We start from the raw sequence: 13,625 nt of genomic DNA, 5'->3' as shown, positions 1-13,625 counted from the left end.
TTGTCCATGCTGAAATCGATCCGCGCCGCTTTGGCCGTGAGCGTTATAACATTAACCGCCTTTGGCGCATCTTCGGCTTTCGCGGAGCCGTTGAAAGTGGTCGCCAGTTTCACCATCATCGGAGACTTCGCCAAGAATGTCGGCGGCGACCGGATCGATCTGACCACCATCGTCGGGCCGAACGGGGATGCGCATGTCTACGAGCCGAGCCCAGCCGATGCGGTGGCGATGGCCAAGGCCGACATCGTGCTGGTCAACGGCCTGCATTTCGAAGGTTTTCTGCAGCGCCTGGTCGACGCCAGCGCAACCAAGGCGACCGTCGCCGTGCTGACCAAGGGCGTCACGCCGATCAATTTCAAGCCCGAATTCGCCGAGGCCGACGCCCACGCCGATGGTGAGACGGCAACCGATCCGCACGCCTTCCAGTCGATCGCCAATGCCAAGATCTATGTGAAGAACATCGCCGACGCCTTCTGCACGGCCGACGCTGCGGGTTGCGACAGCTACAAGGCCAATGCAGCCGCCTATACGCAAAAGCTCGATGCGCTCGAGGGCGAGGTACAGGCAGCGATCCAGTCGATCCCGCAAGAGAAGCGCGTCGTCATCACCTCGCATGATGCCTTCGGCTATTTCGAGCAGGCCTACGGCTTGACGTTCCTGGCCCCGGAAGGCGTGTCGACCGAGTCGGAGCCCTCCGCCGCCGACGTCGCCAAGCTGGTCAGCCAGGTGAAACAGGACAAGGCGGCGGCGATCTTCGTCGAGAACATCACCAATCCGCGGCTGATCGAGCAGATCGCCAGCGAGACCGGCATCAAGGTGGGCGGCACGCTCTATTCCGATGCGCTCTCACAGCCCGACGGCCCGGCCTCGACCTATATCGACCTGATGCACAACAACATCGCCCAGATCAAAGGCGCGATCCTCGGCAGCTGAGCCGACCGATCCGGTTCATCCAGCCGGGCTGGCGCATGATGCGTCCTGGCGACATGCGGCGTTAGCCCGGCTGGATTTCCGGCATCGAAATCTCTATCTGCGCGGATGGATTTCTTTTCGCGCGGATTGCCGACCGGGTCAGGGAGTGGCAAGACTGCCGCTAACCAGATTGCGAGGACCCCAGCCATGGAATACCGTCAGATCAGCGAGGACTATTCGGTCTCGGGCCAGATCCAGCCCGAGGATGTCGCGACCATCAAGGCCGCCGGCTTCAAGAGCGTGATCTGCAACCGGCCGGACGACGAGCAGCCCGGCCAGCCATCGGCCGACACCGTCAAGGCGGCGGTCGAGGGCGCCGGGCTCGCCTTCCGCTACATCCCCGTCATCAGCGGCCAGATCACGGCCGAGAATGTCGAGGACCAGGCTGAGGCGCTCGACGAACTCGAAGGCCCGGTGTTCGCCTATTGCCGGTCCGGCGCCCGCTGCACCAATCTCTATGGGCTGATCCAGCAATCGAAGGGGTGAACGTTCGCGCCCTCAGATCGGCAGCGCGCCGGTCTCCTTCAACGTCTCCAGCACGATCGCCGTCTTCACATGCTGCACCGATTCGTGCGGGAGCAGCACGCTGTTGACGAATTCCGACAGCGACTTCAGGTCCGGCGTCACCACTTTCAATATATAATCCATCTCGCCGGTCAGCGCGTGCGCTTCCTGCACTTGCGGCAGCCGCGCCACTAATTCGCCGAAACGCCGCGCATTGTCGCGGTTGTGGGTGGCGAGCGTCACCGAAATGACGTTGACCAGGGAAAAGCCGAGCTTGTCGCGGTCCAGCACCGCCCGGTAGCCCTTGATATAACCGTCCTCCTCCAGCCGCTGGCGACGGCGCGAGCATTGCGACGCTGACAGATTCACTCGTTCCGACAAATCGTTGTTGGTCAACCGCGCGTCGGCCTGCAGCAGAGCCATTATCTTGCGGTCAAACTGGTCAATGCGCGCTTCATCCATGGATTTCGACCCGGTCATGCACAAGTTGCGCATGATCGGAACATTTCAAGCGTTTGAATGCAAGCAATTTGCACTCGCTCCGCGCTATGATTGGGATCAGATATGGCCGATGCGGCCAATGCTAGATTTCGGGCCAGATTTCGGAGCAATGCCATGGGTCCCTTCCCGCACGACGCACCGCCCGCCAAGATCAGCAAAACCAATCCCGCCGGCACCGACGGCTTCGAATTCGTCGAATTCGCGCATGCCGAGCCGGAAAAGCTCGCCGAGCTTTTCACCCGCATGGGCTACGTGCCGGTGGCCAAGCACCGCAGCAAGGACATCACCGTCTGGCGGCAGGGCGACATCAATTATGTCGTCAATGCCGAACCCGGCTCGCATGCGATGAAATTCGTCGACAAGCACGGCCCTTGCGCCGCCTCGATGGCGTGGCGGGTGGTCGATGCCAGGCATGCCTTCGACCACGCCGTTGCCAAGGGCGCGACGCCCTATGAAGGCGCCGGCAAGTCGCTCGACGTGCCGGCAATCGTCGGTATCGGCGGATCGCTGCTCTATTTCATCGAAACCTATGGCGAGAAGGGCTCGGCTTACGACGCCGAGTTCGACTGGCTGGGCGAGCGCGATCCCAGGCCGGAAGGCGTCGGCTTCTATTATCTCGACCACCTGACCCACAATGTCTATCGCGGCCAGATGGACAAATGGTGGGATTTCTACCGCGACCTGTTCGGCTTCAAGCAGATCCATTTCTTCGACATCGACGGCAAGATCACCGGCCTGGTCAGCCGCGCCATCACCTCGCCCTGCAGCAAGATCCGCATCCCGCTCAACGAGTCCAAGGACGAGACCAGCCAGATCGCCGAATATCTGAAGAAGTACAATGGCGAGGGCATCCAGCACATCGCCGTCGGCACCGACGACATTTACGGCGCCACCGACAGGCTGGCCGCCAACGGCCTGAAGTTCATGCCGGGCCCGCCCGAGACCTATTACGACATGTCTTATGCCCGCGTGAACGGCCATGAAGAGCCGATCGAGCGCATGAAAAGGCACGGCATCCTGATCGACGGCGAAGGCGTCGTCGACGGCGGCACGACCAAGATCCTGCTGCAGATTTTTTCAAAGACTGTGATCGGGCCGATCTTCTTCGAGTTTATCCAGAGGAAGGGCGACGAAGGTTTTGGCGAGGGCAATTTCCGCGCTCTGTTCGAATCCATCGAGCAGGACCAGATCAAGCGCGGCGTGCTGAAGGTGGACGGCAAGGCAGCGTAGCCAGTTCGGCCGAGGTGCCTTGTGGTTTGATCAGTTATGACCTAAATTCTGGTCATAAAGGATCGAGTCATGAATGTTTCCATTGCCGAAGCCAAGGCCAAATTGTCGGAACTCGTCAGCCGTGCGGAAGCCGGCGAGGAGATCGTGCTCACACGCCACGGCAAGGTGGCGGCGCGTATCGTACCTCCGGCAGTGGCCGAATCCCTGCCGCGTATCGGCGCATTGAAGGGCAAGATCTGGATTGCGGACGATTTTGATGAACTCGGTCCCGAGTGGGATGAGTACGTGAAATGACGGTCGGCCCGTTTCTCGCCGACACACACATCATCCTCTGGTCGATTTCGGACGATCGGCGTCTCAGCGAGCACCACCGCGCTATTCTGGCTTCGGAAGCGGTGGTGTTCGCGAGCGCGGCTAGCGTCTGGGAAATTGCCATCAAACGCTCGATCAGAAAACTCGATGCGCCGGACGACCTGCCAACGCTGCTTCCAAGGATGCAATTTCAGCCGCTCGCCGTAACCTTCCAGCACGCAAACGCCGTCGGCAGCCTACCCCACCACCATGGTGATCCGTTCGACAGACTTCTGATTGCGCAGGCGCAAATGGAGAATCTCACCATCCTTACATCCGACCCGCATTTCGCCAGTTACGATGTGGCTTTGGCATAATTAGCCAAGCAGTTGGTCTCGCAGTCCCAGCCGCTCGACTTCGGCTTTCCTCAACTTAACATCGTAATCGAGGAAGAACTCGTCGAGTTGTGGCGGTTTCACCGAGGTGCCAGACAGCATCGCGTGCACCTGGCCGCGATGATGGATGTCGTGGATGAAGAGATGGGCGAGCAAATCGCCGATCCGCTCCGGTATCATGCCGTCCTCGCGCCGATCAGTGACGACGCGGCGTTCGAGATCGTCCGCCGACAGGCGGTCGCAAAAAGCGATCAGCCGCCGGTCGGCCTCCGCCCGCTTGCCAAAGAGCGCGTCCGCTTCGTCGAAGCGCAAGAACTCATCATAGGCCGCGGCGCCGACGCCGCCCTCTTCGAGAAAATCGAGATAGAGGTGATCGACCGCCAGAATGTGGTTCAGCGTTGCCTTGATCGACGGGAAGAAGCTGGTTCGCTCGGCTTCGAATTCACCAGGCTTAAGCTGCAGTACGGCGCCATAAAGCCGGTCGTTCGACCAGAGATTGTTGCGCGCCATGCGGCGGAAATGGTTCAGCAGGTCCATGACTTCACGCAGCTGACCGGACCAACGACAAGCCTGCCCCCATTAGCAGGAATCCAGCGAGAACAATCAGCAGCAGCCCGATCATGCGCCGCCGCATGCCTTGCGTTTCCTGGTCACGCGCGACGTTCGTGTTGGTGACGGTGTGAAACATCATCGCTTTGCGCGGAAAGCCGCTGCGGTTGGTCAGGCCGGGCGAGCGCGCCTCGATGCGATAGCTCAGCCGGATCGCCTGGATGAAGATCGCCAGCATGACAAGGGCCCAGACACCGCACAGGAGATAGAATGTCTCGCCTGTCATTCTCTTGCCCCCTCGTATTTCTCGACCTTCTGCTCGATGGCGCCGAAGATCGAATGCCCGCCCCTGTCCTTCATCTCGATGCGCACGGTATCGCCAAAGCGCAGAAACGGCGTCTTCGGTTCGCCGGCTTCGATGGTCTCGATCATACGCAACTCGGCGATACAGGAATAGCCGGCGCCGCCCGCCGAGACAGGCTTGCCCGGCCCGCCATCGAGCTTGTTGGAGACGGTGCCCGAACCGACGATGGTGCCGGCGGCCAGCGGCCGCGTTTTTGCGGCATGGGCAATCAGCGCCGGAAAGTCGAAGGTCATGTCGATGCCGGCGTTCGCCCGGCCGAACGGTTTGCCGTTGAGATCGACCAGCAGCGGCAGGCTGACCTTGCCGCCGTCCCAGGCATCGCCCAGTTCGTCCGGCGTCACCGCAACCGGCGAAAAGGCTGATGACGGTTTCGACTGGAAGAAGCCGAACCCCTTGGCAAGCTCGGGTCCGGTCAGGCCGCGCAGCGTCACGTCGTTGACCAGCATGACCAGCCGGATCGCTGCCCGCGCCTCGTCGAGGCCAGCGCCCATCGGCACGTCGTCGACAATGACGGCGACCTCGCCTTCCAGGTCGATGCCAAGGGTCTCGTCGATCATGCGGATTGGGTCGCGCGGTGCGAGGAAGGCGTCCGAACCGCCCTGGTAGATCAGCGGATCGGTCCAGAAGCTTGCCGGCATCTCGGCGCCGCGCGCCTTCCGCACCAGCTCGACATGGTTCACATAGGCCGAGCCGTCGGCCCATTGGTAGGCGCGCGGCAGCGGCGAATGGGCGTCGTGCTCGTGAAAGCGAGCCGACGGCACCGCATTGTTCTCCAGCGATTCGGCCATGGCGGTGAGATGCGGCGCGATCCGACGCCAGTCATCGAGCGCGGCCTGCAGCGTCCGCACCAGGAACGACGCATCGGTAAACCGCGTCAGGTCGCGCGAGACGACGACGAGTTTTCCGTCGCGCGTCCCGTCCTTCAAGGTGGCAAGCTTCATGCGGTTTCCTCTCCTGGCGCAGCTTTGGCGCTGCTTAATTCCACAACAAGGCCGTCGCGGGCGATCGTCAAGTCGCCGGCCCATGTTTTCCTGACGGCGGCAATCCAGTCGGCTTCGCCAATTTCCGGATCGTCGGCCGGAATGAGGTGGTTGAGGACCAGTCTTTTGACGCCTGCATCACTGGCGATGCGGCTGGCTTCCTCGGCAAAACTGTGGCTGGCAAGCAGGTGTTCCCTCAGCCTTGCGCCGTTGCCCGNCGACCAGCCGCTCGATACCCTCTTCCAGCATGGCCTCGTGGACCAGGACATCGGCGCCCTCGGCGAAATCCGCCAATGGCGGAAAGAACGCCGTATCGGACGAGAAGACGATGCTTTGCCCGGCTTGCTCGAAGCGCAGCGCAAAGCAGTCCGTCACCGGCGGGTGGTCGACACGCAAGGCCGATATTTTGAGACCGCGCTCTTCCGCCACCTGCCCTTCACCAAACTCGACAATCGAGACCAGGTCGCGGAGATCCGGCCGCCCTTCGTCGGCGATGCGGATCTCGATGTCGAACTCCATCGCCTGGCAAAAGCGCTGCCAGTAGTAGCCGATGCCGGGCGGGCCGAATACGGTGACCTTTGTCCCCAGGCCGGCCGTCCATGCGGTGTGGATCAACGGTCCGAGTTCCAGCACATGGTCGGAGTGCAAATGCGTGATGAAGATCAGGTCGAGCGCCTTCAGGCTGACGCCGGCATCGGTCAGCCCGCGCGTTACGCCCAGCCCGCAATCGACGACGATGCTGCGACGGCCAATCTCCAGCAGTGACGAACTCGGCCACGGCCCGCCCGGCCTGAGCGCCGGGCCGCCCTTCGAGCCGAGAAGCACCAGACGATCCGTCATGCGACGGCGCTCAAGACCAGTCGCCCTCTGGCGTGCCGTTGAAGCGTTTCTTCAGATCGGCCCAGCAGTCGATGTAATTGTCCTGCCGGGTTTCGAGCTCGGCGCCATAGCGGGTCACCATCTGCGGAAAGCGTGTCTCGAACATGAAGGCCATGGTGTTGTCGAGCTTGACCGGTTTCAGCTCCGCGCGCGAGGCTTTTTCGAAGCCAGACGCATCTGGTCCGTGAGCCAGCATCATGTTGTGCAGGCTGATGCCGCCGGGCACGAAGCCCTCTTCCTTGGCATCGTACTGACCATGGATCAGGCCCATGAACTCGCTCATGATGTTGCGGTGATACCACGGCGGCCGGAAAGTGTTTTCCGCCACAAGCCAGCGCGGCGGGAAGATGACGAAATCGATATTGGCGGTGCCTTCCTCGCCGCTCGGCGCGGTCAGCACGGTGAAGATCGATGGGTCAGGATGATCGAACAAGATCGCGCCGACCGGCGAAAAGGTCGCAAGATCATATTTGTAGGGCGAATAATTGCCGTGCCACGCCACCACATCCAGCGGCGAATGATCGATCTCGGTGACATGGAACTGGCCACACCATTTCGCGATCAGCCGGCACGGTGTTTCCTTGTCCTCGAACCAGGCACAGGGCGTCTTGAAATCGCGCGGATTGGCCAGGCAGTTGGCGCCAATCGGGCCGCGATCCGGCAGCGTCAGCTTGGCGCCGTAATTCTCGCAGACATAGCCACGCACTTGCGGATCCACCAGTTCGACCTTGAACACCAGGCCGCGCGGCAGCACGGCGATCTCGCCCGGCCTGAGTTCGATGACGCCCATCTCGGTGACGAAGCGCAAGGCTCCAACCTGCGGCACGACCAGCAACTCGCCATCGGCGTTGAAGAAATGGTCGTCGGCCATCGAACGGTTGGCGACATAGACATGTGCCGCCATGCCGGTCTGGCCGAGCACGTCGCCGGCGGTGGTGATCGAGCGCATGCCGGCGATGAAGTCTGTCGGCTCTTTCGGCATCGGCACGGGGCTCCAGCGATACTGGCCGAGAGCGAGCTGGTGGTCGCCGACGTTCGGCGCGCTTTTCCACAGCGGATAATTCGCCGCTTTGAAGCGACCGGTATGCCTGACGCTCGGCCTTATCCGATAAAGCCAGGAGCGCTCATTGGTGCCGCGCGGCGCAGTGAAAGGAGAGCCCGAAAGCTGCTCGGCGTAGAGGCCGTAGGCCGGCCGCTGCGGCGAGTTGCGTCCTTGCGGCAGCGAGCCCGGCAAAGTCTCGGTCTCGAAGTCGTTGCCGAAACCCGGCATGTAGGAATAGGCCATGGCATCCTCCCTGGATACTGACAGAGCGCGCTCCTCGCCTCCGATGGCTGCGGCACTCAAGCATTGACCAAACTGGTTTCATCTGTAACCATTGAAAATGTAACTATCAACCACGGCGTCTGCCGGGATACAAAATCATGGACGTCCTGGAACTCGAAAGCTTCCTGCCCTACCGGCTCTACCGTCTCGCCGATGCCGTCAGCCGGGAATTCTCCAGGATATACAAGGACCGTCACGGCCTGACCCGACCCGAATGGCGCACGCTGGCCGGGCTCGGCCAGCACGGCACCATGACCGCGACGGAACTCGGCGAGCAGTCGGCCATGCACAAGACCAAGGTTTCGCGAGCCGTCGCCGAGCTCGAACGGCGCCGCTGGCTCACTCGCACACCGGATGGAAAAGACAGGCGGGTCGAGCATCTGACGCTGACCCGAGCTGGCCTTGTCGCCTATCGCGAGATGGTGCCGCTGGCTAAAGCGTTCGAGCTGGAATTGCTTGCGAGGCTGAGCACGGAACAGCGAGCGGCCGTTGTCAGCGGAGTGGCGGCCCTGGAGATGGCGTTGCCGGATCGACGAAAGGAGCTGTGAAAGCTGCTACGCAGCGATCGTTCACACCCCCTCTGTCCTGCCGGACATCTCCCCCTCAAGGGGGGAGATTGGACGTCGCTTCGGCTTTCGCCAATCTCCAAAGAAGAGCGATGTCGGCGAAGCTGCCAATCTCCCCCCTTGAGGGGGAGATGGCCGGCAGGCCAGAGGGGGGTGCTGTCCCGCCAACATTTCTGATCGCCTACCAGTCCATCACCACCTTGCCGGAATTGCCGCTCTTCATCGCTTCGAAGCCGGAAACATAGTCGTCGATGCCGATGCGGTGGGTGATCAGGCCGCTGACATCGAGAGGACCCTGCACCAGCGCAATCATCTTGTACCAGGTCTCGAACATCTCGCGGCCGTAGATGCCCTTCAGATGCAGCATCTTGAAGATGACCTTGTTCCAGTCGATTTCGAAGCCGGTCGGCGCGATGCCGAGAATGGCGATCTTGCCGCCATTGTTCATGGTGTCGATCATGTCGCGGAAGGCAGGGGCTGCGCCCGACATTTCGAGGCCGACGTCAAAGCCCTCGGTCATGCCAAGCGCCGGCATCACGTCGCGCAGCTTTTCCTTCGATGCGTCGACGACATGCTGAACGCCAAGCTTTTTCGCCAGTGCCAGGCGCACCGGGTTGATATCGGTGATGACCACTTTTCGCGCGCCGACGCACTGCGCCACCAGTGCACCCATGATGCCGATAGGCCCGGCGCCGGTGACCAGCACGTCCTCGCCGACGAGATCAAAGGACAATGCGGTGTGAACAGCATTGCCTAAGGGATCGAAGATCGCCGCGATCTCGTCGGGCACGTCGTCGGGGATCGGCACCACATTGTGCTGCGGGATCGCCAGGTATTCGCCAAAGGCGCCCGGCCGGTTGACGCCGACGCCGAGCGTGTTGCGGCACAAATGCCCCCTGCCCGCCCGGCAGTTGCGGCAATGGCCGCAAACGATATGGCCTTCGCCGGAAACGCGCTGGCCGAGTTTGTACTCGGTCACCGCCGCACCGAAATCGGCGACGGTTCCGACAAATTCGTGGCCGGTAACCATCGGCACCGGCACGGTCTTTTGCGCCCACTGGTCCCAATTATAGATGTGGACGTCGGTGCCGCAGATCGCCGTCTTCCTGATCTTGATCAGCACGTCGTTGGGGCCGATCTCCGGCACCGGCACTTCTTCCATCCAGATGCCCGGCTCGGCCTTGGCCTTGACCAGCGCCTTCATCATGTTCGACATTCTTTTGTTCCCCAGAACCTTAGTCGCTTGAACCTCTTGATCCGGAATCGCTTTTCGGTTCCGGCCGTTCAGGAAATCACGCCGAGTTCCCGACCGACTGCGGCGAACGCCTCAACCGCGCGATCGATGTCTGCGCTGGAATGGGCGGCCGACATCTGCGTGCGGATGCGCGCCTGGCCCTTCGGCACCACCGGGAACGAGAAGCCGATGACATAGATGCCGCGCTTCAGCATCCGCGCCGCCATCTCCTGCGCCAGCGTCGCATCGCCAAGCATCACGGGGATGATCGGGTGGTCAGCGCCGGCCAGGGTGAAGCCGAGCTTGCCCATCTCGGACCGGAAATGCCCGGCATTGTCGTAGAGCCTCTTCCGCAATCCATCCCCGACTTTGATCAGTTCGAAGACCTTTATCGAGGCGCCGGCGATCGCCGGCATCAGCGTGTTGGAAAAAAGATAGGGCCGCGAGCGCTGGCGCAGCCAGTCGACCACCGGCTTCCTGCCCGACGTGTAGCCGCCCGACGCTCCGCCCAATGCCTTGCCGAGCGTACCGGTGATGATGTCCACCCTGCCCTCGACGNCCTCGACGCCACAATGTTCGGCCGAGCCACGGCCATTCCTGCCGACGAAACCAACTGCATGGCTGTCGTCGACCATCACCATAGCATCGTATTTGTCGGCGAGGTCGCAGACGCCCTTCAGATTGGCGATGGTGCCATCCATCGAGAACACGCCGTCGGTGGCGATCAGCCGGAACCGGCAGTCGCTCGCGTCTTTCAACCGCGCCTCCAGATCGGCCATGTCGTTGTTGGCGTAGCGGAAGCGCTTTGCCTTCGACAGCCGCACGCCGTCGATGATCGAGGCGTGGTTCAGCGCATCGGAGATGACCGCATCCTCCTCGCCGAGCAGCGTCTCGAACAGGCCGCCATTAGCATCGAAGCAGGAGCCGTAGAGGATAGTGTCCTCCATGCCGAGGAAATCAGAAATGGTCGCCTCGAGCTGCTTGTGTTCTTCCTGCGTGCCGCAGATGAAGCGCACCGACGCCATGCCGTAGCCGTAACGGTCGAGCGCCTGCTTGGCTGCTTCCCGCAGTTCGGCGCTGTCGGCGAGGCCGAGATAATTATTGGCGCAGAAATTCAGCACCTTCTCGCCGCCCACCTCGATCTCGGCCGATTGGGTCGAGGTTATCACCCGCTCGGATTTGTAGAGACCTGCCGATTTCAGTCCTTCAAGCTCGCTGTCGATGTGGGAAAGGAATGCTTCGGTCATGATCAGGCCCTGTTGAGATCGATGAGGACTGTCGCGCCGCGCGGACGAAAAATCCATCGCAAAAGCGACCGCTTCGGTGGCGGCAATGGCACGGCAGAGGCCACGATGTTCAAATGCAGAGGCGCCGCGAAAGATTGCAATAACCACTTTGCGGGTTTCCCGCCACGGTCGTCGCCGCCGGCCTGTTGCCATCCCAAAGCTGTTAACACTTTGAAGCCAAAGGTTGTCGCACAAGAATTCGTTGGCGAGAGGGCCGACTCGGAAAATGTCGCAGCAGCCGGTGCACGCCGTTTCGGGCAGGCTTATACTCCTGATCAAGTCCGGCTACTGGCTGGCTCTGCTGATCATAGCCGCCATGGTAGTGGCGTCCTTCATCCTGCTGCAACAGGTGATGGCGACCCAACGGCACAATCAGGCGCTGCTCGATATCGTCAGCACACAAAAAGCCCTGTCGCAGCGCATCGTCTTCCTTGCCGGCGCAACAGGCAGCGCCTCGCGCGATCAACAGCACGCCCTGGTTAGCGCGCTCAAGCAAGCGACAGTGGAGTTCGAGAAGAACTACGATCTGCTGCTCGAGCGGACCGCCGCCGATCCGGTGTCGCCGGCAAGATTCGATCCGAAATCGATCGAGAGCGTGCTTTTCGCCAAGCCGTACCATCTCGACTATTTCTCGGTCGGGCTTATCGCCAACGGCGAGCGTCTGATCTCTTCATTCGAATCGCGGCTCAACACGACCGGCAGCGGCGGCTACAAGGGCGGAGAGGAGCGCGTTAATCTGGACGCTTCCGTTGCCAACGCAACATTGTCGGGCTACGCAGCACTCGGCCAGCGCATCAGCGCCTACGCGGACCAGCGCTCCGAAAGGCTCCTCGATCTTCATCGCACATTGTTCCATTCGACCATCGGCGTCATCCTGCTGGTGGCACTTTTCATTTTCCGGCCGATGTCGAATGCCATCTTGCGCCGGACGCGCGAGCTGGTCGATGCACGCAATTCCATGGCCTTCATTGCCGTGCATGACGGGCTGACCGGCCTGCACAACCGTACCTTCCTGACCGACCATTTCGATACGTTCATCAGTGGTGCGCAGCGAAGGCGTGAGCGGGTCGCCGTAGTGCAGTTCGACCTCGACCGGTTCAAGCAGATCAACGACACGCTCGGCCACGCCGCTGGCGATTATGTGCTGGTGGTGGCCGCGCAGCGCATGCGCGATTCCTGCCGGACGTCGGATCTCAACGTGCGTCTCGGAGGCGACGAATTCGTTGTCGTCCTCAACGACGCCGGCAGCACCGCGGACATCGATATCGTCGCCAGACGCATGCTGGCCAAACTCAATGAGCCGGTCATCTTCCAAGGCACGACGATCCATCCAGGCGTAAGTGCCGGGATTGCGGTCTACCCCGTCGACGCCGACAATGCGCAGGACCTGCTCGTCCATGCCGATCTGGCACTCTATTCAGCCAAGAGGCAGGGCGGCGGCAGTTTGTCGTTCTTCTCCGATGAGCTGAGGCGCGAACTTGATAATCGCAAGCAGCTCGAACTCGACATCAGGATCGCCATCTCTGAGAAGGCGTTCGAAGTCTATTTCCAGCCGCAGGTGTCGCTGTCGGATGGCGCTATCAGTGGCATCGAGGCTTTGGTTCGCTGGAGGCATGCCGAGCGCGGCATGATCGCGCCGGGCGAGTTCATTCCGATCGCAGAAAAATGCGGCTTGATGCCCGAGATCGGCCGCATCGTTATTGCCAAGGCGATCGACGAAGCAGCCGAATGGAACCGCGCAGGCATCGCCTTCGGACGGATCGCCGTCAATGTGTCCGGCTCGGAGCTGCGCGAGACAGATTTCGAAGTCTTCCTGTTCGGTACGCTGGAGAGGGCTGGCCTGCCCGCGCACAAACTATCGCTGGAGATCGTCGAATCCGTTATTCTCGATGACGAGAAGACCGGTATCGCGGCAAAGCTGCGGCACATCCGCGCCGCCGGCATCCATCTTGAGCTCGATGATTTCGGCACCGGCTACGCATCGCTCAGCCATGTCAATCCAAACGAGATCGACCGGCTGAAGATCGATCGCCGTTTCGTCCAGAACATCAACGAGAACAGCGGCAACACCAAGATCGTGCGTGCCCTCACCGAGCTCGCCCGCGGTCTCGGCATCTCGATCGTCGCCGAGGGCGCCGAAACCGAAGCCGAGCTCGACTCGCTGATGGCGATCGGCTGCGACCAGGTGCAAGGCTATTCCATCGCTTTCCCGATGCCACCGGACAGGGTGCGCGAATGGCTGGTGGCCCGGGCGCCCAAGAAGGCCAGGCTGACGGTGCTGCAGGGCAGCCGGGCGTAGATCCGTCATGGTTCGGGCTTGCGAACCGACCTGATGAGCCGAGGCGGAAGGTCATCCTCATCACCGGGAAATGCTGCCAGCAATTGTCCAATGTTGGGCACACGCGCCAGTTTTTCGTAGTCCTGAAATGACAAAATGACCGCCTGCTTGCGGCCGCGCCGCGTGATGGCCGCCGGTTCTCCCGCGACGACCTGATCGAGCAGCGCCGAGAGTGTAGTCCTGGCATCCTTCAGCGAAATTTCGCGCATAGC

The 13,625-nt window shown here is 61.6% G+C and carries 15 protein-coding genes and 1 pseudogene; 7 read left to right on the top strand and 9 right to left on the bottom strand.

What is annotated here, in order from left to right:
• The first annotated feature begins 6 nt into the window (after positions 1–6).
• Both aztC and X760_RS44380 read left to right on the top strand, forming a co-directional pair.
• Positions 7–933 carry a zinc ABC transporter substrate-binding protein AztC gene (gene aztC, locus X760_RS44385; RefSeq protein ID WP_023717198.1) on the top strand — a complete coding sequence of 309 codons (927 nt, stop codon included), beginning with the start codon at positions 7–9 and terminating at the stop codon, positions 931–933.
• 186 nt (positions 934–1,119) lie between these two features.
• Positions 1,120–1,458, top strand: a complete 339-nt coding sequence (locus tag X760_RS44380; protein WP_023674411.1) for a TIGR01244 family sulfur transferase — start codon at positions 1,120–1,122, stop codon at positions 1,456–1,458.
• A gap of 12 nt (positions 1,459–1,470) precedes the next feature.
• Here the strand turns inward: X760_RS44380 and X760_RS44375 are convergent, their stop codons facing one another.
• A complete protein-coding gene (locus tag X760_RS44375) occupies positions 1,471–1,938 on the bottom strand; it encodes an Lrp/AsnC family transcriptional regulator (protein ID WP_023717197.1) in 468 nt (155 codons plus the stop codon).
• Between the two features lie 153 nt (positions 1,939–2,091).
• Between X760_RS44375 and hppD the strand changes: the two genes are divergently transcribed.
• The 3 genes from hppD (at position 2,092) to X760_RS44360 (ending at position 3,875) form a co-directional block, all read left to right on the top strand.
• Positions 2,092–3,207 (top strand): 4-hydroxyphenylpyruvate dioxygenase, encoded by a 1,116-nt coding sequence (gene hppD / locus X760_RS44370; protein ID WP_023717196.1) that lies wholly within the window; start codon positions 2,092–2,094, stop codon positions 3,205–3,207.
• A gap of 69 nt (positions 3,208–3,276) precedes the next feature.
• Positions 3,277–3,501 (top strand): type II toxin-antitoxin system prevent-host-death family antitoxin, encoded by a 225-nt coding sequence (locus tag X760_RS44365; protein ID WP_023717195.1) that lies wholly within the window; start codon positions 3,277–3,279, stop codon positions 3,499–3,501.
• Complete coding sequence (locus X760_RS44360; protein WP_023717194.1) at positions 3,498–3,875, top strand: type II toxin-antitoxin system VapC family toxin; 378 nt, start codon at positions 3,498–3,500, stop codon at positions 3,873–3,875. The genes X760_RS44365 and X760_RS44360 overlap by 4 nt, the downstream gene beginning before the upstream one ends.
• On the opposite strand, the gene X760_RS44355 is transcribed toward X760_RS44360, so the two are convergent.
• The 5 genes and pseudogenes from X760_RS44355 to hmgA all read right to left on the bottom strand — a co-directional run bounded on the left by X760_RS44355 (position 3,876) and on the right by hmgA (position 7,950).
• The gene (locus X760_RS44355) at positions 3,876–4,430 is read right to left on the bottom strand and encodes a DinB family protein (RefSeq protein ID WP_023717193.1); all 555 of its coding nucleotides are present in this window, start codon (positions 4,428–4,430) and stop codon (positions 3,876–3,878) included. It abuts the gene before it with no gap.
• Positions 4,431–4,434: 4 nt separating this feature from the next.
• Entirely contained in the window at positions 4,435–4,728 is a 294-nt protein-coding gene (locus X760_RS44350; protein WP_023717192.1) for a hypothetical protein, read from the bottom strand.
• Positions 4,725–5,747 carry a fumarylacetoacetate hydrolase family protein gene (locus X760_RS44345; RefSeq protein ID WP_023717191.1) on the bottom strand — a complete coding sequence of 341 codons (1,023 nt, stop codon included), beginning with the start codon at positions 5,745–5,747 and terminating at the stop codon, positions 4,725–4,727. The genes X760_RS44350 and X760_RS44345 overlap by 4 nt, the downstream gene beginning before the upstream one ends.
• Positions 5,744–6,626 (bottom strand): annotated as a pseudogene (locus tag X760_RS44340) (MBL fold metallo-hydrolase). Before X760_RS44340 ends, X760_RS44345 begins: the two are co-directional and overlap by 4 nt.
• A 10-nt stretch (positions 6,627–6,636) precedes the next feature.
• Positions 6,637–7,950: a homogentisate 1,2-dioxygenase gene (gene hmgA, locus X760_RS44335; RefSeq protein WP_023717190.1), complete on the bottom strand. Its 1,314-nt coding sequence runs from the start codon at positions 7,948–7,950 to the stop codon at positions 6,637–6,639.
• A 137-nt stretch (positions 7,951–8,087) separates the two neighbouring features.
• On the opposite strand from hmgA, the gene X760_RS44330 reads away from it, so the two are divergent.
• Positions 8,088–8,537 carry a MarR family transcriptional regulator gene (locus X760_RS44330; protein WP_023717189.1) on the top strand — a complete coding sequence of 150 codons (450 nt, stop codon included), beginning with the start codon at positions 8,088–8,090 and terminating at the stop codon, positions 8,535–8,537.
• Positions 8,538–8,736: 199 nt separating this feature from the next.
• Here X760_RS44330 and tdh read toward each other — a convergent pair whose 3' ends face one another.
• A complete protein-coding gene (gene tdh, locus X760_RS44325; protein WP_023717188.1) occupies positions 8,737–9,771 on the bottom strand; it encodes an L-threonine 3-dehydrogenase in 1,035 nt (344 codons plus the stop codon).
• A 68-nt stretch (positions 9,772–9,839) separates the two neighbouring features.
• On the bottom strand, positions 9,840–11,036 hold the full coding sequence (locus tag X760_RS44320; RefSeq protein ID WP_023717187.1) for a glycine C-acetyltransferase: 1,197 nt from the start codon (positions 11,034–11,036) through the stop codon (positions 9,840–9,842).
• A gap of 265 nt (positions 11,037–11,301) precedes the next feature.
• On the opposite strand from X760_RS44320, the gene X760_RS44315 reads away from it, so the two are divergent.
• Positions 11,302–13,374, top strand: coding sequence for an EAL domain-containing protein (locus X760_RS44315; protein ID WP_023717186.1), 2,073 nt, complete (start codon positions 11,302–11,304; stop codon positions 13,372–13,374).
• A gap of 5 nt (positions 13,375–13,379) precedes the next feature.
• Here X760_RS44315 and X760_RS44310 read toward each other — a convergent pair whose 3' ends face one another.
• Positions 13,380–13,622: a type II toxin-antitoxin system Phd/YefM family antitoxin gene (locus tag X760_RS44310; RefSeq protein ID WP_023717185.1), complete on the bottom strand. Its 243-nt coding sequence runs from the start codon at positions 13,620–13,622 to the stop codon at positions 13,380–13,382.
• Positions 13,623–13,625 lie beyond the last annotated feature (3 nt).

This window comes from Mesorhizobium sp. LSHC420B00 (assembly GCF_000503055.1).
In the GTDB taxonomy this organism is placed as follows: domain Bacteria; phylum Pseudomonadota; class Alphaproteobacteria; order Rhizobiales; family Rhizobiaceae; genus Mesorhizobium.
Note: the sequence above shows the minus strand (reverse complement) of the source record. Positions and strands in the feature narration are given on the sequence as shown.